Raw genomic sequence first — 25,334 nt, forward strand, 5'->3', positions numbered from 1 at the left:
TGTAAAACCTTTGAATAATGATCCCTACCCTACCGATCCCGAATGGATTGCGGTCATCGGAGGTTCTACGGGAGTGAGCACTCTACAACCGATCACCTCAATTACTACTACAAACAGAACCGACTTTTTTCAAAACGGAACTCTGGCGTTTGCTATCGGTCCGATCCTTCCGGTTTCCGTTTATTATCCGGGAGTTCAAGCCTCCTATGAAACGAGAAAGTTATTCGTCTTTGGAGGAGCTTCCGCCCTTAACATTCCCACAGACGCGGTTTACTCAATCGGTCTTCAAAATCCGATCGCAAGCACCTGGTCTCTGGATTCTCTAAAGATGCCTCGCGCAAGATACTCCCACAAAGTAATCAGGATCGACAGGTAAGTAGGTTCTTATATGAAACTTAAATTAAATTCATTTCTTGTTTCAAAACTCGAGTTTTCATTGTGGGTTCTATTTTTTCTTTTCACCTTTTCTTTCGGAATTTTTTCACAAGACAACGATTATTCCGGAAGTCACGAAAACGGTAAAAAACTGTTAGAAGAAAAACGTTATTCCGAAGCCGAAAAGCTGGCGATTTCCCTACTTTCAAACAATCCTTCCGATCACCACGCGGAATATCTTCTTTCTTCCGCCTGGGTTGGGTTAGGAAGGGAAGAAGCAAATAAGGGAAATCACATCCAGGCAATCGAACTTTTACAAAAGGCTCGTCAAAAATGGCCCTTCGATCAGGAACTCAAAACGGAGATTGATTTACTCCGAACGACATCGACTCAAAAAAAATTGAGTTCAAGTTCTTCCCAAAATCGTAAATCTTCCGGATCGCAAACGGTCATTCTCTTGGATTCGGAAATTTATCGTTCGATCAATGATTTGAAGTCGGAACTCCATTCTACCCTTTCCAATCTCAAAGAAACCGGCTCCTACAGGAAAGAATCGGACTCCTTTTCTAAAAGAGAAAAACTCTATCTCGGAATCATTTCTGGTTTTGCCCTCGTCTCGCTTTTGAATTTGGTTTTTACCTTTCTTTTGTGGAAAAGAAAATAAAGCCTATTATTTGATTGCCAATCGTTTGACACGCCCATTGTGGCCGCAAAAGTTTCGTGGCTATACAAGCGAAATACTCCAACGCCCTCCCCTTCCGAGTGCCGTAAGTTTTTGAATAAACTCTTCGTGTGGAAATGCGTCGTCGGATAATTTTCCTTTATTACTATTAATGTCGGTTTTCTTTTTTGAATATAGATCCGATTTTTCCTCCGTGGCCGCTTTCTTAAATTCAACCGGCACAATCTTTTGAACTTCTTCCGTAAAATATTTTGTTATTATCATCCGTAACGATTCAGGCACTTCATTTAATATTAAAAGCGTCTCGTTATCTTCAAACTTGATTTGAACTTGTTTCAGAATTTCGATACTGGACTTAGTTAACCGTTCCGACGACCAGTTTAAGAAACCCTCCCAAGTAGGGGCTTGGTATTTTCGATTCATCAAGTTTAATCTTTGAGAAACGCTTTCTTGTTTAACGGATTTTTCCGTTGTTTTACCTGAGTCGTATTTTACAAGGGCGTTATATGTATTTTTGATCTGGTCCTTATACGAATAGGACGAGGATATATTTACTGGTATCGTATTCCAAAAAGTATGTGTTTTATATTTTTCAGATCTTCGGATATAGATTAATTTTTGAATCGTCTCCAAAATAATTTCCGGTTTTTCCCCTTTTTGAAAATCGGTCCATAACTTAATTTTAGCATTTTCTAATTTAGGTGTGTGATCGTATTCCCCCCACTCTTTCAATATCAGAATTTCAGTGTGTTCAGAGATATTTGACCAATTCACTTCAGAAGGGGAAGAAGATGTTGTTTTGTTCTTCTTTTTATTATTTGTTTTGTTTGTACCTTTGTTACTAAGAATAGGCTCCGTACTCTCGTACGGGACAGCCCCGTACTCTTGGTTACCGTTGGCTAGGCTATTAACGCTAGGCTGGCTAGGATTTTTTTCTATCAATTTTGATTGATTATACTGATTCCTTTCCATCGTAACGGCATTGTGAAGAGTTGAGTGGAGTATTCTGTGGTGGCCGTGGAATGTACCCGCTTTGAGGTATCCCTCCCGTTTCATTTCGCGGATATATTTTGAAACGGTTGTTTCCGCTAATTTGACGGCGTTACCGAGTGTTTTATTTTTTGCAATACAGCCACCCAAGCCCTTTTTCTTTCCTGCGATATCAAGTTCCGTGATTTTCGCAAGTAACTGTCGTTTGGCCCTTGGTAATGGTAGTGACTCAATGACATTTGGTATAGTCAGAGCATACGTGGATATAGCTTCGCCCATGTTTTTGTTCCTATTTTTTTACGGTGCGGACATACACGGGCGCGCACGGTAAAGGTATTACCCTACTCTATTTCAAAAACGGGGAACTAAAGATATGGCGTGGAGCCGTTTCGGTAGGTCCTCGATTGAATGTGTTTCGGCTATTTGTCAGAGAAGCCGATTCTTAGTTATGTCGCCTAAGATTTTTTGACTAGATACAAGTACGTGACGGATGTCAAGCACTTTAAGAGACATAATTTATTATTTGAATTTAAAGGAAGAATGCCCTTGGGGACTCTGACCTCCCCTTGGGCGGGCTTACACATTCAATCTCGGATGAGATCTGTTTGGTACTATAAAACACGGGTAATAATTTGGGTACTCTTTTTTTGGATATTTTTTAAAAAGAATGATAGTGACCAAAATAATGAATTCATTCAACTTTTTGTTTTTTTAGAAATTTATTATAACCAGTTGCTGTTTCATTGTTCTGTAGGGCTTTGATCTGCTTATGATAAACTTTAATACGATTTTCTATTGTTTTAATCTTTTCTTTAGCACGAATAATTCGATCTTCTAATTTTTCAATTTCAGTGTTAAATTTTTGCGGTTCTTTGTTAGTAGACACTTTGTTTTTTATAGCATATTCTTTAAATTCCGCTCTTTTAGGAATTATACCTTCTTTTAATTGTGGGAGTAACCAAGACAATGCTTCATTAGGATTTTTTTCGAGTTGTGGTTTTATACTCAAAATTATTGAAGTTGGTATCTCTGAAAGCGTTTCGATTGATTGGACATTCTTTCCTGATATTAATTTATCTATTATAGCTGCATGTGCTAATTTTTGTTTTACCCAAGATTCCGACTTCCCAAACTTTGCAACGAGATCAGAAATAGAATAATTGTTTCGCTCACGTATTTCGGCTAATGATAAAGCGGTTTCGATGTCTTTTAAATCTTCTCTTTGTAGGTTTTCTACTAAACGATATTCAGGAATAAAAAGTGGGTCGATTTGATCTACATTTTTGACTATAGCATCAATAAATATATCACCGTTTAATTTCGCTGCTCGTATCCGCCTTTCCCCCGCAACGAGTTCGAAAGACTTCCCTTTTTTTCTGACTACTATGGGTTGCAAAAGTCCCATAGATTTTATATTGCGAGCAAGTCCTTTAATAGATTCTTGAGTGAACTGCTTTCTTGGATTTCCAGAAACGTCTATGAGATCAATCTTTACTTTAGTTAATTCTCCTTCGGGTTGGTTACTTGCGTCATAGAGTTGATTTAGATAAACATTAGATTTTCTTGGTTTGCTTGAGGATTCTCCATCTCTTGCGGAGGTCGTATTTGCAACGGAGTTGCTTAGATCGAATATTCTATTTTTTGCCATATTGAAATCCTAATGCACTAACCGTTTGTTTAGGACATCCGGATGCACTTTGCTCGATATTTTTGATTTATGGAATGTTAAGATTTCCTCTACTAATCGCTCATAATATTCGGAGCCTTTAGTATTAGGTTTAAACGGCTCTCCATTTTCAGTTCGATCATCCATTTCTTGTATATAAGGAATAGGATCTGTCACATGTGGATTTTTCACTAATTCAAATCCGTGCTCCTTTTCTTTTAAGAGCTTTAATATATTATTGTAGTTGCGTAGTTGCTCTAAAATTTTTATAGAACGAATCGATGGACTGGTTGGGTGACCCCATTGTACTGGTACAATAAAAACTTCCAACGTTCGACCGTCTTGGTATTGATTGATGTAGTCTTGCGCTTCATTAACTTTTCTCAAAACGCGTTTAATAGTTCTAGTCGCCCATTTCGTCGGTTTAACGGGAATAATTATATAATCAGCACCCATAAATGCAGAGATTACTTCTGAAGCTCCCGAACCCGGGGTGTCAATGACCACATGTTCATACGATGAATTTCTAACAAGCGAGCCTATTTTTGGTATAAGCGATTGGTTTTTCGTAGCAAAGTAACCATAGTCTTCCAATTCAAGCGATGCAACTAATACATCTACTCCGTGGATTTCTCGAATAGATTCGTTGAGCGAAGTTTCACCTTTGATGACGGTAAGAGTATTTGCTTCATCAAACTCTTCGATTGGCACATCTGGAAAAAAGGCGTCTGTCAGATCGCCTTGCATATCAAAATCAAGTGCTAAGGTTCGTCCAGTTTGTGAATTTTTTGCTAAGGAAATGATAAAATGAAATCCTGTAGTAGATTTACCGCTTCCACCTTTTGGGTTGCTTATTACAAAAACAGCCATGTTGCAAATTTATCAAAGAGACATAATATAGAAAATAAGAATTTTATGAAACCGGAAAAATGTTCGAGAACAAAAGTGCATCCGGATGTCCTAAACAAAAATATAGGAATAATAATGTGAGTTTTATGTACGGCCTATAAGCTTATCAAAAAATATATTTCTTAAACCTCAACATTAACCAAATTATCAACCGGTAAAACTATCGACTCGCATGATCATTGACCCTAACGAAATAAATAAAAATTAGGGAGATAAGTGAGGAAATAAAAAATGGAAGCCGGACAAAATGAAAGACTCAAACAAGAAATCAGAGAAAAAATAAAAATATTTTTAAGCGAAGCTTTGAGAGGGGAGGCGTTGGAAAAATCGTTGGAAAAAGTATGCGTTAATATTATGATTGAGATAGAAAAAATGCAAAAAAATCCTTCAGTTGTTTCTTGCGTTCATGAGAAAGATCCTCCGGGAGCCTTTCGATATAGGGGAGAATTTCGAAAGTGTCGAGCTTCATAAGTAATTTCAATTTTTTCTGCATTTCGACCAAATGTTCGGAATCCTCTAATTTCATTTTACCAAATCCGGAATCTATCCAATTGTCGTCGTAACCCGAAAGTCTAAAAATTACACGACTACTTTCAGGTAACTCGGTTTCACCGCTTCGATATCTAAAATAAGTACTCCGTCCAACACCTAAAAATTTAGCCATTTTCGGTACATTGAGCTTCAAATCTTTACGGATCGCATCAAACCGCTCGCTTTTTGACTGTAATTTTGATTTCATGAAATAGTCTCTTTTTGGGATTTTTTTGACTTTACTAAGTCCCATATTGGGACTTTATGGCAAATATCTACTTCTACTGTGTATACCACAGGAAAAAAGTAAAGAAATGGAAAACGATGTGTTTTTGATACAAATTGTAACGTTAGTCCACTTTGCAAGCGGACCGCCTTTCAAAAAGAACGAGAAAAAAGCCTCTAAACATGGTCTTTGTCCATTCAATAAATATAATATATATCCCGAATACAATTGAATTAGTCGAAAAAAATACGTAAAATACGAAACAAAAATACCAAACCCTCGCTTTGGGACAAGCAGTAAAAAATGAAAGAAGAGCCAAGATATTCCGAAACTGTAATGTGCCTGGCTAAAATGAAATAGTTTGGACACTAAAACAAACAAAAAGTGGACCCTTTAGAAAAATATAGGATAAGCCCGATAGGGGAGGGGAGTGTAAACTACGAAGTATACGAACAAAAAACAAAGGAAGTTGTCTTCGAACATCCGACGCGCGCGTGGGGTGCGGATTGGCTAATCGAAGAACATTTGAAGTATCTGGAAGAACTTAAACGAGAATAGGAAGGAGCAAGGAGAAAAAAGATAAAATGGATTGGATAACCTTGATAACGATAATTACCGGCGTACTATTTTTCGGAATAGAAATTTTCCGATATCGATTTAGACGCCAAACTCAAACCGAAATCCTAAGACGGATTAATAAAAAATATGCGAAAAAAAGAAAATTATTCCTAGGAAATGACGTTGGAAACATTAAGAAAACCTGTCCTAACACACGAGAAAAACGAAACCCAAAAAACAAGGCTGGAGTTGATCCTATTTAGAAACCACTGGAGAAAACTACCAAACGACAACGACATTTATGAAAGTCTAAAAATTCCGGACCTTGAGATACTCATCGGGGAGGGGTTTGGATTACAGTTCACACACAAACGAAATCTATTCTACTACACCTACTCGATAGACGTAGCCGAAAAGATCCTAAAATATATAGAACACACCTGGAAAGAAACCGGCAAAAAAGGAACTGAAATATCATTTTCAACCTACTGCAAAGTCGCCTCCGGAAAACTCGAAGAAGAAGTCGCTTGAGGATTTTGTATTATGAAATCGACGACAGAGCGAATTTTTCATACGGAGAAAACAAATAATTTCACCGTAGTAGACAATAAATATCTGAGGGATAAAAGACTCGGATGGAAAGAAAAAGGACTCCTAACTTTTCTTTTACAACTTCCCCCGGACTGGAAAGCAAATCCGAAAGAAGTTAGTATGCACTCCTCGGATAGCGAAAGCGCGACTGCAAACGGGTTTCGAACACTCGCGCATTTCGGATACGCAGAATATCGAAAAGAAAGAGACCCACAAACCGGAAGATATCTGTCCGGATGGTATTTTTTTGAAGAAACAAAAAAGCCAGAAGTATCTGCACCACCGAAAACAGCTAAAAAGAAAAAGGGAATCGATCCAAGATTAGAACCAACCCTATTTGAATCCGAAGAAGCGGAAGAAAAAACACCACACCTGGAAAAACTAGGAGTGGAAATACCACTTCTGGATTTACCACACCCCGAAAAACCGGGAGTGGATTTACCTGTCGTGGAAAACCGACCCCTACTAAATACTAAAGACCAAGAACTAACAAACCAAGTACTCTTAAACCAAAAACTAAAAACAAAAACTACTAGAGAGAACGAACCCACCCCGCACCCGCAAAAGCCGGGCCTGGAAAAAACAAAATCCAAACCACAAAACAGCTATCCCGAAAGTTGGTTGGAATCCTTTCAAAAGATCTACAAACAAAATCACGGAGGCTATATGGGAGAACCGCACTCGGAATTAAAAGCATTGGAGTGGTTGTACAAAACTTCTCAAGGCGACTGGAGTTTAATCGAATCGAAAGTGAACTTACTCACAACACTCAGAAAAGAAGATGTGAAATTTTGGAACAATCAACCGGTAAGCCCCGAGACGATTTCAAAATACTGGTCGAGGTTATTTGAAAGGGAAAAAAAAGTCCAAATCTTTAAAAACAAAAAAGTGAACGAAGAAAATGAAAAAAAAGAGAAACCGAAAGAAGAGAAAAAAGAAAAACAATTTAAGCTAAAAATAGCAATCACCGATCCCTATGAAATCTTTTTGGAGTGGGGAAGAGCAAAACTCCCAAAAACAACCCAAGAGTATTTCGAAACGAATAGAGACCCGGCAAAATTTGAAGGAACAAAGAAAATCTTGTATGACAAGTATTTTTCGCAAATTTCCCCCCATTTGCAAAAAGCGTCGAATGCGGAAATACCGAAAATTGAAAATCAGATAGAAATCAAAATGGGAGAAAAAATCGCATGAATAGCGTACTTGAACAAAACACCAAAGAAGAAAAATTGAAAACGATACAAAAAGAAAACGCGTATATACAAAAGTCGTTAAAAGACGGAGAGACCTTTTTCGTAAAAATTAAAGACGGAGAAATATTGTATGTAGATCGGTATGACGCGATTCGGTTCCTTGACGCACAAAGAAGAAATCGAAGGCACAAACAAAACGACGTTCAATAAAAAGAGTGTTACAGGTATGGAAAGAATTAGAGAGGAATACCATATTTACAAACACATGCAGCCGACCGAAAACTCTCCAAGACTTTGGGGAGCGATCGGACAAAGCTTTAAAGGCAAGGACGCTCGCAAAAAAGCGATCGAGGAAGCTACACACTTGCAAGAGACTGCACCCGAGGGGGTGGAATACTCCGTACAAAAATACGTATATTCCGAAAAGAGCAAATACCGGCCCGTAAAAACTAAAATATGGCGAAACGGGAATTTGATCGCCGCTTAAAAAAAGGAGAAAAAAGATTAAAGAAAAAAAAGAACCTAACTAAAAAGGCGGGAAAAAATAAAAAGAACCCCGCATCTTTTTAAAAAAAGACATCATTAAAATATTCGAATACAATAAACAAAAAATAACCCGCCTTTCAACCAAAACAAAAGAAAATTTAAAGTCAATAGACAGTCCTTAATATTTCTAACGAATAAAAAAAACAGGAATGGACCTTTTTGTACAAGGGGAAGTATCCAGGAAGGATGAAAGAAGAAAAAGTTAGAAATATTGGAAACCAACTAAAACTCACAAAAATAGAACTAAAAAAAATCGTATTTGATACGAGAAAAAAAGAACTCTTCGAAGAGAAACCAGAGAGGTATATAACCGAACTCGCGGAGAATATAAGAAGAATCGGACTACATGAACCGATTTCCGTAAGATATGACAAAGAAAAAGGCGAGTATCATTGTTTGTCCGGAGAAAATAGAATCCACGCGGTTACACTCCTCGGATGGACTGCAATAGACGGATATATCGTAAACCCGAAAGACGAACTCGGGTTTATGATATCTAGGAAAATATTAAGAACTCAAATCGGCCACAAACAAAGAATCAAAATATATAAGGCTTACTGTCCGGATCTATTAACCCCTGAAATTAAAAAAAACAGAATAGAAGAAGTATCTTTTCTAACGGGAATATCCAAAACTACGGTTTACTCGGATCTAAAAAAATTAAAAACGGGAGTAAAAAAAGAAGAAAGTATAGAAGAATTAAGCGAGCTGTGGTCAAAGAAAAAAATCAAAGGCTTGGTATTAAGTCTAACCGGGCTCACAGACGGAAGTTTTCTTTTAATCGTATCTGGAAAAAATCTCAAATACGAGTGGAGGGGAAAATTAAAGGAGGTTTTAAAAGAAAGTGCAAGTGCGGCCAGATCGCCTTGGTTTGACAAAACCTATAAACCCGAAAATTCGGAAACCGCAACCAGGATCAAACAGTTAAGAATGGATGCGGGATTAACACAGTTCCAGTTATCCCAGGCAATAGGATACTCACAGTCGTATCTAGCGGAACTGGAAGCGGGGAAGTGGAGTTGTCCCAAAAGATTATTCGAAACGATTGCAATTTACTGTCAGGAAAAAATCGCATGAGTTTCGAAATATTACACGGAGATTCTTTTCAAATATTAAAAAATTTAACGTTAAAAAATCCAACACAACAATTTGATTGTATTGTAACGTCTCCCCCTTATTTTCAAAAACGAAATTACTTAGACGTATCGAATCCTCTTCTACCTTTAGAGATCGGGAGAGAGGGGAATCAAGTGGACTATTTAGGAAGTTTGAGAGAAGTATTTTTGCAATCTAAAAAATTGCTAAAGGAGAGTTCGACAATCTTTGTAAATCTTGGGGATACGTTTAGACGCGGACGAACGCTGAAAGTGCCTTTCCACTTTGTCGAGATGATGGAAGGTATAGGGTATCATTACATACAAGAAATTATATGGGCGAAATCAATCACGACTAAAACGGGAAATATAGGGTCGTGTAAACCGGAATCGGTAAGAAGGCGATTCACACTTTCCCACGAGTACGTATTGTTTTTTGTAAAAGATTTAAAAGAATACTATTTCAATTCTAAAATCGTATCGGTTCCGTCATCGAATACCCACAACGAAAATAAAAATCCACAAGCCTTACTAAAAACAATGTTAGCCACAGAAGACGGAAAAGAAAAGTCAAACGGCCTAAAAAATTACGAAGAAACAAACGCAGAAAATCCCTCCGAACTTAAAAAAAGGATAATAGAGAACAAAATTAAAAATTTTGATTTAACAGCCACAAGACGAAGTGTCTGGCAAATCCAGACACCGAATAGCCGGACAAGACACACGGCGGTCGGACCCGAGGAATTGTTTGAGATTTGTATATTAGCGGGAAGTCCTTTAAACGGATCGGTACTCGATCCGTTTGTCGGGGAAGGAACGGTCGGGAAGGCGGCTTTAAGACAAGGAAGAAGTTTCCTCGGAATCGATTTGGATATCAGGTCTTGCCTTGAGGCCAAAAACAATTTAGAGGAATGGGAACTCAGGACTGTCTCTTAAACAAAAACGAGAACCAACAATCCTTTTTTAAAGTTCGAAAGAATTCGAAATGTATGCCGCCCAAAAAGAAAAAAACCATCAAGAAAACGGACAAAGAAAAGGAGGTAAAAAAGAAAGATTCCAAATCCATTTCGTTAAAAGAAATAGAAAAAATCAGAATGGATTTCGTTCAAGGAACCAAAAGAAGACTGATATGTAACAAATACAAAATCGACTACAAAACGTTAGACAACCTTATACTAAGAAATTCATGGAAAAATGAACGTGAGGAAATTCGAGGAAAAGTGAGGAAAAAAATGGACTTTAAAATCCTCACAAATTCGACTAATTTGCTCTCTAGAATGAATACGGAGGCTACTCTGTACTTAAATCTATTCAAAGAAAAGATCTTAGATCCAAATACAACGAACCTAGAACTATCCGTTTTAATCAAAGCAAGAAATATACTCGTCAAGGAACTTCTCCGATCCCTCGGACTCACAGATACTATACACCAAAACTCTTCTTTAGAAGAAGTGGAAAGCCAGGTGACGATTCAGATCGTAACGGGGGTGGGAGAAAAACCCGGAAGCGTAGAAAAGTTAATCGGCGGGCGCGTGATGGGTGGGGAAAAAGAAACTACTAACAAGAAATATATCCAAACCGAAAATTCTTGAAGTATCTCGTAGTAATTTATTTTCAAAAAAACAATCCCAAGCCCTTGACGAAGACTGGTCAAGTCATGAGGTAACGGAGATATGTTACGACGGAGGAGCGCGTAGCGGAAAAACCTACCTTGTCATAAAAGCGATCATATCGCGCGCTTGGATATCCCCCGAGTCCCGTCACCTAATCGCACGTTACAGACTCAATCATTTACGAATGTCGGTATGGAAACAAACCTTGCTTCCATGCCTAAAGCAGATGGGTTTTGTAAAAAACCGAGATTATACGATCAACGAGTCCGATCACGTAATCAGTTTTTCAAACGGATCTGAAATCTACGGAGCTGGACTAGACGATTCAGACCGAGTAGAAAAGATCATGGGGACCGAGTTCAACACCATCTTTATCAACGAAGCGACCCAAATATCATACGCAACATTCCAAAAAATTAAATCAAGAATTTCGTATGTGAGACCAGAACTCACAAACAAGTTTCTTGTGGATTGTAACCCAAGAAACCGATTTCACTGGATCTATAAATATTTTGTATTAAGACAAGACCCCGAAACCGGAAAAGCTTTACCACACCACAGACTAAAACGAATGACAAGGCGTCACTGGACACCGCTCGACAATCCGTATATAACGGATGAGTATAAACAGATCCTGGGCGAACTTACCGGGGTAGAGCGCGAAAGATTGTATCTCGGACAGTGGGTAGACGTGGAGGGACTTGTATATCCGAATTACGAACAAGCAATCGTAGAACCGTTTGAAATCCCAAAAACTTGGGACTGTGCGGGAGCCGTTGACTTCGGATACACAAATCCGTTCGTATTTCTTTGGCTCTACTATGACAAATCGAATGAAACTTGGTATTTAGCGGATGAACACTACGAGACTTCAAAAACGGTAAGGGCGCACTGTGAAATCCTAAAAACAAAACGAAAACCGAATTTGTATATCGTAGCCGACCATGACGCGGAGGACAGGGCGACGATGGCGGAGTGCGGGTATTTAACGCTTGCGGCTGATAAGGACGTCACAACCGGGATACAAGCATTGTTCGAACTCCTTTCGGGAAAAAAAGGAGTTAAGTTGAAGATATTTAGAACGTGTGTCCATACGATAGAAGAGTTTTCGATCTATTCCTGGGAAGAACCAAAAGACGGCAAAAACGCAAAAGAGAATCCGATTAAAAACCACGACCACGCGATGGATGCGTTACGGTATATCGCGCTTAAAATTGTGGGAAGGAAAAATAGAATCGTAACCTCGAATTTAGAAAGCGTAAGAACTGCAATCGAGGCAAAAAAAGTTACGGGCGTGGAAGAGATACGAATGCAAAGGCTCAAAAGTTTTGGAATCGATCCGAATTCGTTTACGTATAGAAAATAAAAAGGGGGCAAGGCGTTTTTTCCGATAGAACAAAAATATCGTATAATAGGATTAAAAAGATTTGGGATGAAAGGAAAAAAATTAAAGTGCAAGAAGAAGAAACGGACCTAATCAGAGAAATATTAAGCCTAGATGAAAAACAAAAACAAACACTCTACGACAGTCTACATTCATCGGTGATAAACAACCAAACTCGGGATACGGTATTACATTTAATTTTTACAAAGGCCATAAGACTACTTAGGGAAACGGGAAAAATTAGAACGGAGGAAACAAACGATACCGAGTTTGCCAAAAGAATCGGAAGACTATCTTCAAGAGATAGACAAATCCTATTTGACAGTGTGTGTTCCTCGGTAACAAACCAAAACGACAAAGAAACGGTACTCCATATCCTATTTTGGAAGGCGTCCAAACTACTAAAAGAGAAAAGGGAAGAAAATTGAAACGGGAATCCCCGCTATCGGAATACAGGGTAGTTCGCGAACTCTCCTACGCTTGGAGCTACTATTTACTATCCCTACAATTTGAATTACTCGGAAAACCGAATCAAATATACGATATAAAAATTCAAAAATCACTTTGGTCCGACGTGATGGGAGTTTTAAGACGGAGGTATTTTGGAGAACTTCTCGTAAGGCGAACCTATTTACCGAGAACACTTTTGGTAACTCCCGATCCTACAAAAGACTATTCGTATCTTACAAAAAAAACGAATCGGCTTGAATTTCCGGAAGGTGTCATAAACCGAGAAGACTTAGAAGAAGTTGACCGGGAGATATTTGATTTTTTAGCGCAAAACTGGAACCGGGTATACCTGAAAGAAAGAAACAAAGCGTCCATTCTCGGATACATTGCAGAGTATTTAATCGGTGAAGGGGAAGACGCGAGTGACTTAAAAGAAATGACTATCCCTGAATTTTCAGAAGTTGCAACCACCCACAATTTACCGGGACTTGAGGATATAGAAGTACTCGAAGAGGAGTTAGGACTCACAAAAGAACAAACCTATGGACTACTCTATGCACAGGCGCGCGGAGCAGAGTGGCTTGCGGTATACGACGAGAACGGAGAAAGAAAAGGTAAGGCGCATGAATTAATCACAAAAATGTATAGGGAACAAATCGCGGCGGCGATCGCAAATAACGCGGGGTTAGAAGAGATACAGAGTTTAATGATATCACCAGACGATACTAAAATACAAGAGGCCCTCGGGTTATTTGAAGAAGGAATCAGCGCGGAAGAAAGAGGAGAAAGAGAAAAAGAGTATGAAGAACTCGTCATAAGACATTTAAACCGGGATATGAGAAGATTTGCATATACGGAAGTCTCAATCAATTTTAATAACGGCAAATTACTCTATCTCGCAAACGAAAAACAAACTCCAACGTATGTAAGGTTTGGCGGAGGAAATTACTAACCCAACTTGCAAGAGACGAATAAAGCACCTGTATCTTGCGACAAATGCCTTGAATTTTTAGGACAAGTCGCCCGCGTATTTCCTTCCGAAGAACACTTAAAAGACCCTCAGTATATGCAAAACCTGGGACTAAAATACTTAGGTGAAGACAAGTTTAGCGGTGATTCGATCACAGAAATCGCGGTATGGCCCGCAAAAAGTAACGGAAATTTAAAATATTCTAAATATAGACTCTGTTGTCCGGTTCATCCGAATTGTTCCCACGAATACGAATATATAGACATTGAAAAAGAAGAGAAAGAGGACGACGACGAAATCGGTGAAATATTTCGGGAGGGAAGGTTAAGGGATGCAAAGGCAAGGCTTCGAACCGATTACATATATGAGCAAAACGCGGAGGCCAACGAGGAATGGATACAGTTAGAAAGAATGTATGGTCCGATAAAAAAATCCGGAGTATTTAGAGTAGGGGTCTGGGAGGAACCTACGTGTAGCGAAGATTCAAATAAAGAATCTTGGCTCATAAAATACATCGATTGGAAACTAAAAACAATTTAACCGGAAAAATAACCCGTTACATCCCTTGGAACCGAACCTTAAACAAAGGAGGCTACGGATTTGTAGAATCGAACGGAAAAGAATATTTTTTTAACGCGAAATATTCGAGTATCAAAGACGAAGAGATTATTCACGGCCTACCGGTCACATTTGAACTGAGGCGCGGGTACGACAAAAAACGATTTGAGTATGTGACCCAGGCGACTCGGGTCAAAAGACTTTGAAAAAAAGCGGTAGAGGGGGAAACACCCCCTTTTCGATCACAACCAAACCGAACGTACTCACTCCTCTAACCAATGAGGAAATGATTGAAAGGCGGGGGGAATCTTGTCTTTGGTACAGACTAACCCCCTGCCCCTGTCCGGGGGAGGAGAGAGTTCCCGATTGTAAATATTGTTTTGAAGGAATGATTCGGACTTTCCAAGAGGAACTAGAAATAACCGAGGAACTGAGTTGGAAGATAGAGGGAAATAAAATATATACCCGGTATGCGCCCATAACGGAAGTAAAAAATGCGGTACTCATCTCAAGAGAAACACAAAAAAAACTGAATGTAAAAAGGATATGTGATGAGTACATCGAAGTCGAAGAGACATTAAAATATTGGAATAGCGTACTGCTACATTACAAAGTATCGATGCTCGAAGAGATTTGTGTAGAGGGATACGGAGAAAACGAATACGTCCTATTTCCAAAAATACCGTTAGGCGCAATCGTCGGAGTAAAAGAAGTTTTTAAAATAGAGGAAGGCAAAGAACCGGAACTCATAGAACACTCAAGCTTTACACTCAATTCGGTGGTATTTCCAAAAAGGGTCAATGGACTCTACAGATTAAAAATCCTTTTTTTCAATCCGGTAAAAGTCGGATACAAAACGTATCGAGTGGATACCGATGCACGCAGGATTTTTGATAGAAGTCAGATTACTTTCCAAGAGGGCGAAATAATGGCCGTAATCGGAGCCGGATACAATGTCGGACAAGGGGACATTATCACGCTACTTTCCTCAACGCTTAGGTTTAGCGAATACGTCCCTTGGCAATCGTCAAGCAATGACATACTCTCCTATTCTCCCATAACCCGCGTAGAAAAAATACTTACGAAAGAAAAAACGGGACTAAAAACCCACGAATTAGGAAAGGACTTTGTAATATTCGGAGATTCCAAAATCAAATGGATCACCGATAAACCGAAAAACGGATATAGTGTAATTTATGACTATCACCCGAGCTTTCGAATCTCCGGCTTTATCGAAGGCGGAAGCGGGGAAGACAGGGAAAAGCCGAAAATATTTAAACTAAAACCGATATCGAATTTAAACACACGTACTTAAAAGTAAGGAAAAAACAAATGGAACTAAAACTAAAAGCGGATTGGAAGTTTAAAACCTTTAAAGAAAAAACGCACACTTTCTTGAAAATGAAAAATCAAGAATCCAAATTCATAGAAACCCTAAAATTAAACGCACTCTTTCCAATGTATCTAATCGGGATGATGAAACTTGCCTGGAGTATCTGGAGACACAAAATCAAATTTAGAACCGAAGTGCCGGGACAGTTGATGATTCTACACTACAACCAAAAAGAAATTAAGGATCTAAGCGGTGTATTAAAAAGAATTGAGGAGAGAGTCGTAAAACCCTTTCGTTTGTTACACAAAGTAAATCCTATAGTCCTTCTATTGCCGTTTGGAATCTCGTTTCAAGCGGGAAGTTTTAAAGGGTTTGTAAAATCACTGGACTCAGGCCAATTACAAGCCCTAAAAAAAGAGCTCTATGAAATAAAGATCCTAACCCCCGCAAATAACGAATAAGAGACTTGGAAGAATTAGAAAAAGAAGATATCACTTCCGAACTCGCAGAAATAATCTTAGATAAAATTCACCTGGCAATGACGAAAGAAAATCCGTCTTGGCAGGAAATGGCGATGAGTGATGGGCCGGACTCACACGAAGAAGAACTAAACTCACTATTAAAAGAAGGGTTTTTAAAGGTACTAAAACATTCCTCTAAAACTTTGTCGGAAGGGGCCTGTATCCAACTGTCAAAAGAATTTAAAACACTCAAAGCCTCCTATCTTTCAAACTATCTAAAAGAAAAATCAAAAGCAGTCCAAACCCCAGAACAAAAAGAAGAAATTCAAAAATCAAAGCTACTACCCGGACAAAAAAGGCAGGGCAACTACAAAAAAACGTATCTCCAAGGGATTGAAATCAGAATCGAAAATAAAAAGGGGACATATAGAGAAGGAACCGACTCCCACGGAAAAAAATGGAGAAACAAAATCCATAACGACTATGGATACATAAAAAAAACAGACGGCGACCATGTAGACGTATTTGTCGGACCCGACAAAGAATCAAGGGTCGTATTCGTAATCAATCAGAAAGACAAGGAGGGAAATTTCGACGAACACAAGGTAATGCTTGGGTTTCACGACGAAAAATCGGCCAGAAACGGATATATAAAAAACTATCCGAAAAATTGGAAGGGGTTCGGTAGTATCGTCAAATTAACCGTAGGAGAGTTTAAGGAGTGGTTAAAAACCGAAAACACCAAAAAAGAATTAAAAAATCCTAAAATAGAATTTTTAAAATCAAAACTCTCTCATTTAAGAAGCACACTAAAAAACATAAACACTCCACAAAACAAACTCTTTCAAAAAGAAGAGTATGGAGAAATGGAGGAAGAGTCCGTCTACAAAAGTCTTCTTTTAGAAGTAAAAAAATCCACGCATCTAATCTCAAACCTACAAAAAGCGGATGTAGGCAGGCCGCCCGATTTAATCGGAACCGAAGAAGAATGGAATGACGGGCGGATGCATAAAAAAACGGAAAGCGGTTGGATTACACTCCCAAAAAAGAGAGAGAAAAGAACACCCGAAGAAACAAAAATTAAAAAACACCCGAAAAAGAAAATAGAAGAAAAACCAAAAAAAGGAAATACTCATCCGACAAAACTTCCCTTTTCACAAATAAGAGTCATCGAACAATATACGGCAAAAAAAGACTACGATCGCAATCAAATCGAAACTTTAAAAATTAAAATAAAAAAAAATGGATACGATCCGAGCTTTCCTTTGTCGGTCGATTTAAAAGAAGGAAAGTGGACCGTTGTTGCCGGTCACCACAGATACGAAGCGGTGCGTGAGCTAATCGAAGAAGGGCATTTGTCGCAAAATATCGAAATACCGGTAGTCGAAAAAAATTTCGCGTCTAAAAACGATCGGCTGGTTGCACAAATTTCAGAAAATCACAGACGAAACGTACTCGCAACCGACGAAGCCAAAGCCTACGGGGAAATGGTAAAAAACGGATGGGACGTAAAAAAAATCTCGGAAGAACTAGGAATCAAAGTCGGGGAAGTAAATAAAAGGTTAGCACTCAATAATTTATCACCTGAGTTATTTGCACTCGTACACAAAAAAGACAGATCTTTGCCTCTTGGAATTGCAGAGGTGATAGGGATGAACGCAAAAGATGCAAACGACAAACCCTCTCACACAATGCAAATCAGAGCGTTTAAGTGGTACGCTGAAAATAGGTCCAAATACGGAAGTAGGGGTGCAAGCGTACTCCAAAACTATATCAAAGAATTACAAAGTGGAGAATTAGAAAATTTTGATTTTGATTACGTAGCGACGGATATACAAAAAGAGGCACTAAAGAACGTTTCCAAAGAGAAAGCGTCCGCAAATAAAAAGATGCTTGAGGTCATGCTCGACGGATTAACCAAAAGCATACAAAGGCCGCTTGGCGACAATATCACTTCCCTAAATCCACAGGTTGTAAAGGAGCTAGCGGCCTCACTCGCACTTAGCGCGGACAAAGGCGTGGAATCGTCTTCTGTACTCGGAAGACTTGGAGTCATAATCCAGGATTTGACTTTAATAAAGAATTCGATTCAAAGTAAATTGAAAGAGATCGAAAACGAATCGAGTACACCTCTACTATTTGCAAAAGGTTTTTTACAAAAAATTAAAAAAACCCTAGAACTTTCAAAAGGAAAGAAAGTGGAAATCTAACTTTCCCGATACTTCCAAAAACAAGTAAAAGGAAAAAAGAGTAATTTTTTTTGAGTAAATCTTTCAGACATCATCCGGAAGTGCTTCGAAATAGAGCCTTACTTACGGAAGGGTTGTATTTTCAAAAACTTACACACTCCGTATTTGATGAAATATGGCAAAATATAGATAGGACGTTTGTAGACCGAGACAGGCTTTTGGAATTTGTAATCAAAGAGGATTTACTCGGGGACTATGAGAAGTTTTTACAGCAAAAAGAGAACGAAACTTAAAAGTCTTTTAAAAAAAGAACGAAGTTTTGGAAAGGGGTTCTCGAATTGATTAAAAAGTCGGAACACATAAAAAACCGTTCGTTTTCGTTTTTACTACGAACCCAGAGAGTAAGATCCTCTAAAACTACGGACCGATTGTAATTTAAGTTATGCTCGTTTTTAAAGCCGTACGTTTTACTGAGTCCGATCAAAACTAGAAACCGACCTTTAAAAAGTCCTTTTTGGATATCTTTTAAATCGTGGATATCGCTAGAGTCCGGAAACCCGAAGGGGATCAAATTAATTTTAGGACCGATTGAAAATTTAGATTCCGAATTTAACGCATAAATAAAAGTATCCACAACGTTTCTAAAACCTTAATATTCTATTTTGGGATTTCTGTAAATAAAAAGAACGAATTCAAGGCCCGAAAACAGCAAGACTTAGTGAATAAAAAAACAGTCCCGATTTCTTTTTTCCAATTTTAAAAAAAAGAGAAAAAAACTCGGAAAATGGGTCACGAAAAATGACGTTAAACCTTTTAAAATTTGAAGATCTATTATTTAGAGAATTCTTCCGCCAAAGATCTCGACATATCCGCATAAGAGGAGACTGACTTGGAAACAAGGTCTAAGATTTCTTCCTGATTGTCGTTTGTATGGAAAAGGGTAAGCCCTTGCGTTGACATTTGGTGAAAAAGAAGGTCTTTGTTAGAAGTGGGGTATTTTTTAAAAAGTTCGTTTGCGCGAAAAAGAAGTCCCCGCACAAAGTTGTAGGCGTCACTGGCCGCCTCGCTTTCCGATCGTCCTTTGTTTCTTGCAATTTGGCTAAGTTGACCGATCTGTTGAAAAATTAAATCTTGATTCATTGTTTTTGTACCTCCGCAACAACTCATATACTAATCTACCACCTAAAAATCGGACAAGACTCTGATTTTAATTTTGTTTTGAGACGCACAAAACAACCACACACGCTACACTGCTCCGACAAAAACCCCTTTAAAATTAAAGGACAGGACAAACAAGTCTCCAAACGTTTTTTAGAAAAATCACTTTCCTTTTTAATCATACTTTTTTAACTCCAATACCTACCGTGAACGAGGTAAGTCGTGACCGGTTTCCACTGAAAAAATTCATAACGAAAAACTCTGTAACGAGTATACCAGTCCGGAATATAACAAGAGTTGCATGTGTGAATACAACACGTAGTGGTGCAACACCAAACAAAGGTGGTGCCACCCACCCAGCAAAGATTAATACTGACACTTCTGGAATAGCCGCCGGGACAAGGAAGACAATCAAACCAAGGCCCTTTTTGAAAACAGGAATCGCTACCACCGCATTGATTGCAGTCCGTAACCGAATAACCGTAATCAAGATGAGCGTCCACAACGTACCAAGTGTCTCCGATAGTGTAAGAGCCTTTTGGAAAAACGTCGTAACGATTCGAACCTAAATTCCCCACCCAATGGCCGCTTGCTCCGCTTACCGGAGAAGAAGGCCCACTCGGCGGGGTTATGCGAAAGGGAGCCAGGTGGCTCCTTCGTTATCGCTCCAATAGGAAAAATTACCTTGAGTTCTAACCCTCCAGTTCTTGCTTGTAGAACCGGGGGAGGGGGTGGTTTTTAAAAAATCCTTTGATTCAAGGTGTTCGTAAATCCAGTTGATCGCACTGGCAAGAGACTCGTTGTCTAAAATTCCGGGGTTTAATTCCACGTCGATTCCGATCAGTTTCGGGTCATAGACGGGTAAAGTGCGAGTAACGTTTGAAATGACACCACCGACACTTGTTTTTTGAAACGATAACAAACCGATTCGGTTCGGAGAAACAGAGGGAAGATTTTGGGAATTAACGGATTGTTCGAAAACTCTGGACCTGAAAGTTTTTCTTGTGGGCCTTGTTTGAGGTTGGAATCTTTCGCTTGAATTAAAAATAGGAACCGCTTTTTCGTCGGTAAGAGAGGATTCTAGAGCAATTTCATAAATACCGACTCGCGAATTCGGATTAGGGGTTAAAGTTAAAGCGGGAACGATAAAAACGCAGTCGGTTCTTATAAAAATACCGGAACTCACTTGTATCGTATTCGGACCCGTTAAGGAAACTTCAAAACCGATTGCTGTATCCGAATCCCTGTTGATCGTTGCAAGGATCGCAGAAAGTAAGGCCGGAACGATCGAGTTTGAACTTTCAGCCCCCGAGAGTCTGTTAAAATCTTCTGCTGTGACTTTTTGAAAAAGATTTTGATAATAGACTTTGACTTCGTTACCGGAAATTAAGATTTCAGTTTCCATTTTTAGCTCCAAGAAAAACGGCGGTGCCAGCCGCAAGAATTCGATTGAGTTGTGTGATTTGAATGTCTTTAAAAGAAGAAAGGTTTTCGGCGACAATGTAACTCACACCTCTGTCGGGTGTGACGATACTCGAAACCGAGTTCGTATCGGGACCCGGAAGAAAAAGGCCGGTATCACTAGCCGATACGTCGGTTGCAAACCCGAGTTCGTTACATCGTAAAACCGCAAAGTCAGGCCTTTGAAAAATCTGTCCGATTTTTGGAATCGTAGGTTCGTTAGAAAGAACGTATCCTAGGATGTAGCCTACAAACTCGGGATCATTCATATTCAAAGGTCGCTCGATTCCTAGAAGCTCTGCCCACTTTCTAAGGAAATGACCTTCCGTGTTAGACAAAACCGCGCAGTGTGTGGCAAGTTCTTGATACCTCAAATGCCACTCAACGGAATTAAAAAGCGCGCCTACGTTTATATCATTGACGTTCGTTGTCGGAAGATACTCGGGACGGGACTTGTCGCCGAACAGTTCTTTAAACGTAGGGTCGGTTTCGTTAAACTGAGGGAGTCTTTCTAAAAGTTTATTTAAAGCCATATATCTTAAGAGGGTTCGGATTTGGAAGCGGAACCCAAAATCACGCCCAGAGACGAACCGCCGGTTCTTGGAAGAAACGTGGGAGGAACGCTAACGTCATTTGGAATCGGCGGCGTATTTGGAACGGGGTCGGTCGCAAGTTTTCCGTAGAGTTCTAAGATCGTTACCTTGTAAAAGTCGGGATGACTTTTAAGGATAGTACCTTCCACTTGTTTGAGTAAAACGTCAAAACCAACCGGAAGGGTGTTGAGATAAGTTGTGATTGCGTTTGTTGCGACCGAGATCGCGTCATCGATTGAGACTTGAGAATTATTTAATATTTCTAAATGAAATTTAACCGAGATTCCAAGAACCGGGATTTTAAAAACACAAACCCAAGTGCCAGCGGCCGCATACCCGGGGAAATTTTCAGGGTCTTGTAAATCCCCTTCGATTGTTTTTTGAACGAAGTCAAGGAGGGATTGCGGAGGATTTGACGTGCCGTCTGAGACATACAAATTGATCCAACCGAATTCCCTTTGACCCGAAAAGGGGTTTACGTTTGTAGTAAGTTGCGCTCCGGCGATACCTGGAATAGAAATCGTAGCGGTATAGATACCGAGGGGTGTGGATCTACCCAAAGAAACGATAAAATTACGAAATCTTTTAAGACGATTTTCTTCGCTTTCTTTATTTGTACCTCCCGCAAAATCGTTCGGATTCCAAACCCGAGTATTTGCAGGAAGTTGAATATTTAAGGTACCGAGACCTTCTTCCGTATCGATCGAAAGCCTACGAATATTAAAGTCGACACCCGGCTCTTTGGCCCGAATTTCAATTTCACCAAAGGTTTGGCCCACTTCGATGGAAGTAGGTAGAACGGATTCGTACATAAGGCCGAAAAGATCGAGGGTAAAAATCGGAATTGGAACGGGAGATGTATGGCCTTGGTGTTCGATTCGAACGATACCAACCGATCTTAAACCCGGAAGCCTTGAAAACCCGAGTGCTGTATATATTCCTTCCCGGATCGAGTAGTCAAAACCGTTGAGGGTTCTAAGATCGCCTTCGGCTAAAACGGAGGCAATGGCCGCGATCCAAGTGGAAATCCTAGAACCCGGATTGAAGTTACAAAGTCTAGAACCCGTAGAGATTAGGAAATTTTGAATCGCTATTTTGTATTCAAGTTCGGTTTTGGGAACGTAAGCCACGTTCTTAAAACTAAACATAAAAAAAGGTATCGGAAAAAAAACCGATACACGTAAGCGGGTGTTAGATTCTTTTTTGTGGGAATCATGGGTCTTGCAACATCAGGATTTAATTCGGTAACGGGAGGGGGGTTTTCAGGAAGCCTTGCACCGACGTATGAGGCTCAAAACGTATTTTCTTTCGCCTTCTATGAAAAGGAAAAAAGCGGAAAATACTCGATTACGAAAGGGGACTCAAACGAATATTTTTTTGTAAACGGTCCGCTGTCGTATACGGAGAATTTTAAAAATAGAACCAACATAGAAAAAACATTCGGCGGAGTAGTAGTCGTAGACTTTGGACCGGACAATCACGAAATTAAACTAGAAGGCGAATTCCATATCTATCACCTAGGACTTCCCCAAAAACCTAGATCTACGATACCGGGAGAATCGGGGTCCGGATTTGTACAGTCCGCTTTTTCAGCCGGTAAAACGATATTAAAAAATAAAATCGGAAGTTACTACGACAAGTTGAGAAGCAGTTATTTAAGTCTCGGGGGAGGGGAGTTTCGTAGCGGCCTACAGGAATTCCAGGACTTTATGTTCCTACTCCACTACTCTCGAAATTTAGAAAGAGTGGAATATACGACCAACGACCCGCAAGCGTCGAGTATCATAAAACTGTTCCTTGAAAAAAGACTTACCTGGAAAACACACGCCTTCGTATTCAGAGACTACGATAGAAATAGAACCGTAGAGGTAGTCATTCCAAGTAACGGCTTTACGATTTCAAGATCGGTATCCGATACCAACACTTACAAATATTCCTTAAGTTTAGTGGTCGTAAAAGAACTGGAATCAAGAATTACAAGTCAGTTAGTGAGGTCGAATTTTAACGCGTTTAGAACGATTTCCGGCCTTATGAACGAAATTGAAAATTTAGTGAACCTTCCTTTAAAAATATCGGGCGCGTTACTCGGAGTTGCAAGAGGAATCCAGGTGTTTGCAAGTTCCACCAAAAGACTACTTACCTCCTGGGACAGAATGAAGGATCAGTTTGGTATAGAAGGAAAACTTGCGAGAAAAACATTCGAAAACGCTAAATTAGAACTCTCTCTAAAAACCAAAAAAAGAGGATTACACTCGGATGAGCTTTCGGATCAAATTGATATTTCATCTAAAAAATCCCGTTCAAATGAAGCCGAATTTAGACAAAATTTAGATACGGCTACAAACGACTGCAATTCCCTAGTTACTTCAATTTCTCAAGTTTTAATCTCCGTAGACGATTCAGGTTCGATCGAGGCAATGTCACTAAAACCGAACGCGGATTTAAGCGTTTGGATAGAAAACGACGTATACAAGTTCGTCTTAACTTCCAAAGAAATTTTAATCGAAATAAAAGCGGCCCTAAACCTTGCATCCACTGACAACGAATTTTCAATATACCACGTTAGCCCTGGAGATACCTGGGAAAGTATCGCCGAAAAAAAGTTAAAAGACTTAAAACTCGGACTTTCCCTTGCCAAATATAATAACGCACAAGACACGACAAGTTTAACCAAAAGGGCGATTAAAATCCCGTATGGAACAAACACTAACGTATTCACAACCCTTCCGGACAATCCAAGTCCAAAGGATTTAGAAATCGCACTCATCGGATGTGATATACGACTAAATCCGAATCGAGGGATTGAAATCTCTCCCACGGGTGATTTAAGTCTCCTCGAGGGGGATGAGACGTTAATCAATGAAAAGTTGGATTTAATCGATATCGTACAAGGTTCATTGATCGGTGCGTCCGAATTTGGAAACCCGATCCTACCGGGAGAAAACCCGGATGAGATTTTTAAAAAAGGGAGTATTACAAATCTTTTAAATCAATTTCGGTCCGATCCGAGAATTAAAAGCGCAAAATTTTTAGGGGCCGTAGGGGAGGGGGATGTTTTCTATTTTAATTTCCAATTGGAGTCGATATCCGGAGGGAGTGTTATTCTTTCCGTATGAGTGGGAGCTTTACAAACGATTCTTTTGACTGGCAAGAAAAAATAAAGTCTTTGGATTCTCGTTTTGCGCCTCCCGTATTTGCAACCGTAACGGAAGTTTTTCCCAGATTTAGAGCGAACGTCCTGACAACTTTCGGTGAACAATTTTTAAAAGTCAGGTATTTCGGACCCGCATTGTTTTCAAACGGGAAGGCGCACGGACGGGCCTTCTCATTAAAAAAAGATCAATTAGTACTTCTAGAATTCATCGGCGGGTCATTTAGAAGTCCCGTGATAACGAAAACGTTTCCGTTTGCGACAAAAGACAGCGAGTTTGATTCTTTAAGTATGTTTTGGAAGAAATTTTCCTTTTTAGATCCGAATACGGATATCATCGACTTTCACGAATCCGGTTATTGTGTCAGGCAAACAACGAATAAAATAGAAGTGTATGACTCGGATTTAAGTATCGTTTTGGAATTTGATTTTTTAGAAAAGAAAGGAAAATTAAATTTTACTGATTTAGAAATAACGGCCAAAACCAAAATCACCGGGGACTTGGAGGTCAAAGGAAAAATCAAAGCAAGCGGGGAAATAGAATCGGAAAAAGACCTAATCTCTTCTAAAAAGTCCTTTAACAATCACGGCCACACGTATAACCCGGGGCCTTTAGCACCTACAAAAACAAGTCCTCCGATTTAAAAAATAA

The 25,334-nt window shown here is 39.3% G+C and carries 30 protein-coding genes and 1 pseudogene; 20 read left to right on the forward strand and 11 right to left on the reverse strand.

Annotated features, from left to right (window positions below; all coding sequences use genetic code 11):
* Both LEP1GSC194_RS08315 and LEP1GSC194_RS08320 read left to right on the forward strand, forming a co-directional pair.
* Positions 1-376, forward strand: a pseudogene (locus LEP1GSC194_RS08315) (galactose oxidase); the annotation flags it as partial.
* 12 nt (positions 377-388) lie between these two features.
* Positions 389-1,039 (forward strand): tetratricopeptide repeat protein, encoded by a 651-nt coding sequence (locus tag LEP1GSC194_RS08320; protein ID WP_020773212.1) that lies wholly within the window; start codon positions 389-391, stop codon positions 1,037-1,039.
* Positions 1,040-1,099: 60 nt separating this feature from the next.
* Here the strand turns inward: LEP1GSC194_RS08320 and LEP1GSC194_RS08325 are convergent, their stop codons facing one another.
* The 4 genes from LEP1GSC194_RS08325 to LEP1GSC194_RS21230 form a co-directional block, all read right to left on the reverse strand.
* Positions 1,100-2,326, reverse strand: coding sequence for a hypothetical protein (locus tag LEP1GSC194_RS08325; protein ID WP_020773340.1), 1,227 nt, complete (start codon positions 2,324-2,326; stop codon positions 1,100-1,102).
* A 412-nt stretch (positions 2,327-2,738) separates the two neighbouring features.
* Positions 2,739-3,695, reverse strand: a complete 957-nt coding sequence (locus tag LEP1GSC194_RS08330) for a ParB/RepB/Spo0J family partition protein (protein ID WP_020773237.1) — start codon at positions 3,693-3,695, stop codon at positions 2,739-2,741.
* Between the two features lie 9 nt (positions 3,696-3,704).
* Positions 3,705-4,583, reverse strand: a complete 879-nt coding sequence (locus tag LEP1GSC194_RS08335; protein WP_020773281.1) for a ParA family protein — start codon at positions 4,581-4,583, stop codon at positions 3,705-3,707.
* A gap of 391 nt (positions 4,584-4,974) precedes the next feature.
* Entirely contained in the window at positions 4,975-5,361 is a 387-nt protein-coding gene (locus LEP1GSC194_RS21230) for a helix-turn-helix domain-containing protein (RefSeq protein ID WP_061218455.1), read from the reverse strand.
* Between the two features lie 759 nt (positions 5,362-6,120).
* Here LEP1GSC194_RS21230 and LEP1GSC194_RS08345 point away from each other — a divergent pair.
* The 16 genes from LEP1GSC194_RS08345 to LEP1GSC194_RS08420 all read left to right on the forward strand — a co-directional run bounded on the left by LEP1GSC194_RS08345 (position 6,121) and on the right by LEP1GSC194_RS08420 (position 18,612).
* A complete protein-coding gene (locus LEP1GSC194_RS08345) occupies positions 6,121-6,468 on the forward strand; it encodes a hypothetical protein (RefSeq protein WP_020773343.1) in 348 nt (115 codons plus the stop codon).
* A gap of 12 nt (positions 6,469-6,480) precedes the next feature.
* Positions 6,481-7,722 (forward strand): hypothetical protein, encoded by a 1,242-nt coding sequence (locus LEP1GSC194_RS08350; RefSeq protein WP_020773323.1) that lies wholly within the window; start codon positions 6,481-6,483, stop codon positions 7,720-7,722.
* Positions 7,719-7,931 carry a hypothetical protein gene (locus LEP1GSC194_RS08355; RefSeq protein ID WP_017808651.1) on the forward strand — a complete coding sequence of 71 codons (213 nt, stop codon included), beginning with the start codon at positions 7,719-7,721 and terminating at the stop codon, positions 7,929-7,931. Before LEP1GSC194_RS08350 ends, LEP1GSC194_RS08355 begins: the two co-directional genes overlap by 4 nt.
* A gap of 16 nt (positions 7,932-7,947) precedes the next feature.
* On the forward strand, positions 7,948-8,208 hold the full coding sequence (locus tag LEP1GSC194_RS08360) for a hypothetical protein (RefSeq protein WP_020773302.1): 261 nt from the start codon (positions 7,948-7,950) through the stop codon (positions 8,206-8,208).
* Between the two features lie 245 nt (positions 8,209-8,453).
* The gene (locus tag LEP1GSC194_RS08365) at positions 8,454-9,344 is read left to right on the forward strand and encodes a helix-turn-helix domain-containing protein (RefSeq protein ID WP_036041813.1); all 891 of its coding nucleotides are present in this window, start codon (positions 8,454-8,456) and stop codon (positions 9,342-9,344) included.
* Positions 9,341-10,297, forward strand: a complete 957-nt coding sequence (locus LEP1GSC194_RS08370; protein ID WP_020773303.1) for a DNA-methyltransferase — start codon at positions 9,341-9,343, stop codon at positions 10,295-10,297. Before LEP1GSC194_RS08365 ends, LEP1GSC194_RS08370 begins: the two co-directional genes overlap by 4 nt.
* Before the next feature lie 341 nt (positions 10,298-10,638).
* On the forward strand, positions 10,639-10,953 hold the full coding sequence (locus LEP1GSC194_RS22945; protein WP_232424452.1) for a hypothetical protein: 315 nt from the start codon (positions 10,639-10,641) through the stop codon (positions 10,951-10,953).
* Positions 10,901-12,340 (forward strand): PBSX family phage terminase large subunit, encoded by a 1,440-nt coding sequence (locus LEP1GSC194_RS08380; RefSeq protein ID WP_051997429.1) that lies wholly within the window; start codon positions 10,901-10,903, stop codon positions 12,338-12,340. Before LEP1GSC194_RS22945 ends, LEP1GSC194_RS08380 begins: the two co-directional genes overlap by 53 nt.
* Before the next feature lie 86 nt (positions 12,341-12,426).
* A complete protein-coding gene (locus tag LEP1GSC194_RS08385) occupies positions 12,427-12,786 on the forward strand; it encodes a hypothetical protein (protein ID WP_020773196.1) in 360 nt (119 codons plus the stop codon).
* Positions 12,783-13,760, forward strand: coding sequence for a hypothetical protein (locus tag LEP1GSC194_RS08390; protein ID WP_020773288.1), 978 nt, complete (start codon positions 12,783-12,785; stop codon positions 13,758-13,760). The genes LEP1GSC194_RS08385 and LEP1GSC194_RS08390 overlap by 4 nt, the downstream gene beginning before the upstream one ends.
* A gap of 6 nt (positions 13,761-13,766) precedes the next feature.
* Positions 13,767-14,318: a hypothetical protein gene (locus tag LEP1GSC194_RS08395; RefSeq protein ID WP_020773228.1), complete on the forward strand. Its 552-nt coding sequence runs from the start codon at positions 13,767-13,769 to the stop codon at positions 14,316-14,318.
* Complete coding sequence (locus LEP1GSC194_RS08400) at positions 14,297-14,542, forward strand: hypothetical protein (RefSeq protein WP_036041817.1); 246 nt, start codon at positions 14,297-14,299, stop codon at positions 14,540-14,542. Before LEP1GSC194_RS08395 ends, LEP1GSC194_RS08400 begins: the two co-directional genes overlap by 22 nt.
* On the forward strand, positions 14,539-15,651 hold the full coding sequence (locus LEP1GSC194_RS08405; protein ID WP_020773334.1) for a hypothetical protein: 1,113 nt from the start codon (positions 14,539-14,541) through the stop codon (positions 15,649-15,651). Before LEP1GSC194_RS08400 ends, LEP1GSC194_RS08405 begins: the two co-directional genes overlap by 4 nt.
* Positions 15,652-15,668: 17 nt before the next feature.
* Complete coding sequence (locus LEP1GSC194_RS08410; protein ID WP_020773301.1) at positions 15,669-16,130, forward strand: hypothetical protein; 462 nt, start codon at positions 15,669-15,671, stop codon at positions 16,128-16,130.
* Positions 16,131-16,135: 5 nt separating this feature from the next.
* Positions 16,136-18,340, forward strand: a complete 2,205-nt coding sequence (locus LEP1GSC194_RS08415; protein ID WP_020773221.1) for a ParB N-terminal domain-containing protein — start codon at positions 16,136-16,138, stop codon at positions 18,338-18,340.
* Positions 18,341-18,390: 50 nt separating this feature from the next.
* Positions 18,391-18,612 carry a hypothetical protein gene (locus tag LEP1GSC194_RS08420; protein ID WP_020773222.1) on the forward strand — a complete coding sequence of 74 codons (222 nt, stop codon included), beginning with the start codon at positions 18,391-18,393 and terminating at the stop codon, positions 18,610-18,612.
* Here the strand turns inward: LEP1GSC194_RS08420 and LEP1GSC194_RS22230 are convergent.
* The 7 genes from LEP1GSC194_RS22230 to LEP1GSC194_RS08450 form a co-directional block, all read right to left on the reverse strand.
* Positions 18,609-18,890: a hypothetical protein gene (locus LEP1GSC194_RS22230; RefSeq protein WP_198288894.1), complete on the reverse strand. Its 282-nt coding sequence runs from the start codon at positions 18,888-18,890 to the stop codon at positions 18,609-18,611. The genes LEP1GSC194_RS08420 and LEP1GSC194_RS22230 overlap by 4 nt on opposite strands.
* Before the next feature lie 260 nt (positions 18,891-19,150).
* Positions 19,151-19,459, reverse strand: coding sequence for a hypothetical protein (locus LEP1GSC194_RS08430; RefSeq protein ID WP_020773316.1), 309 nt, complete (start codon positions 19,457-19,459; stop codon positions 19,151-19,153).
* Between the two features lie 35 nt (positions 19,460-19,494).
* On the reverse strand, positions 19,495-19,659 hold the full coding sequence (locus tag LEP1GSC194_RS22950; RefSeq protein WP_232424453.1) for a DUF6171 family protein: 165 nt from the start codon (positions 19,657-19,659) through the stop codon (positions 19,495-19,497).
* 6 nt (positions 19,660-19,665) lie between these two features.
* Positions 19,666-20,055, reverse strand: a complete 390-nt coding sequence (locus LEP1GSC194_RS08435) for a hypothetical protein (protein ID WP_081605062.1) — start codon at positions 20,053-20,055, stop codon at positions 19,666-19,668.
* A gap of 50 nt (positions 20,056-20,105) precedes the next feature.
* Positions 20,106-20,882, reverse strand: a complete 777-nt coding sequence (locus LEP1GSC194_RS08440; protein ID WP_020773248.1) for a hypothetical protein — start codon at positions 20,880-20,882, stop codon at positions 20,106-20,108.
* Positions 20,872-21,471: a hypothetical protein gene (locus LEP1GSC194_RS08445; RefSeq protein ID WP_020773306.1), complete on the reverse strand. Its 600-nt coding sequence runs from the start codon at positions 21,469-21,471 to the stop codon at positions 20,872-20,874. The genes LEP1GSC194_RS08440 and LEP1GSC194_RS08445 overlap by 11 nt, the downstream gene beginning before the upstream one ends.
* A gap of 5 nt (positions 21,472-21,476) precedes the next feature.
* On the reverse strand, positions 21,477-22,679 hold the full coding sequence (locus tag LEP1GSC194_RS08450) for a baseplate J/gp47 family protein (protein WP_020773336.1): 1,203 nt from the start codon (positions 22,677-22,679) through the stop codon (positions 21,477-21,479).
* Between the two features lie 57 nt (positions 22,680-22,736).
* Here LEP1GSC194_RS08450 and LEP1GSC194_RS08455 point away from each other — a divergent pair, with 57 nt between their 5' ends.
* Both LEP1GSC194_RS08455 and LEP1GSC194_RS08460 read left to right on the forward strand, forming a co-directional pair.
* Positions 22,737-24,647, forward strand: coding sequence for a hypothetical protein (locus LEP1GSC194_RS08455; protein ID WP_036041822.1), 1,911 nt, complete (start codon positions 22,737-22,739; stop codon positions 24,645-24,647).
* Positions 24,644-25,327 (forward strand): hypothetical protein, encoded by a 684-nt coding sequence (locus tag LEP1GSC194_RS08460; RefSeq protein ID WP_020773195.1) that lies wholly within the window; start codon positions 24,644-24,646, stop codon positions 25,325-25,327. Before LEP1GSC194_RS08455 ends, LEP1GSC194_RS08460 begins: the two co-directional genes overlap by 4 nt.
* The last annotated feature ends 7 nt before the right edge of the window (positions 25,328-25,334 follow it).

Source organism: Leptospira alstonii serovar Sichuan str. 79601, assembly GCF_000347175.1.
GTDB lineage: Bacteria > Spirochaetota > Leptospiria > Leptospirales > Leptospiraceae > Leptospira > Leptospira alstonii.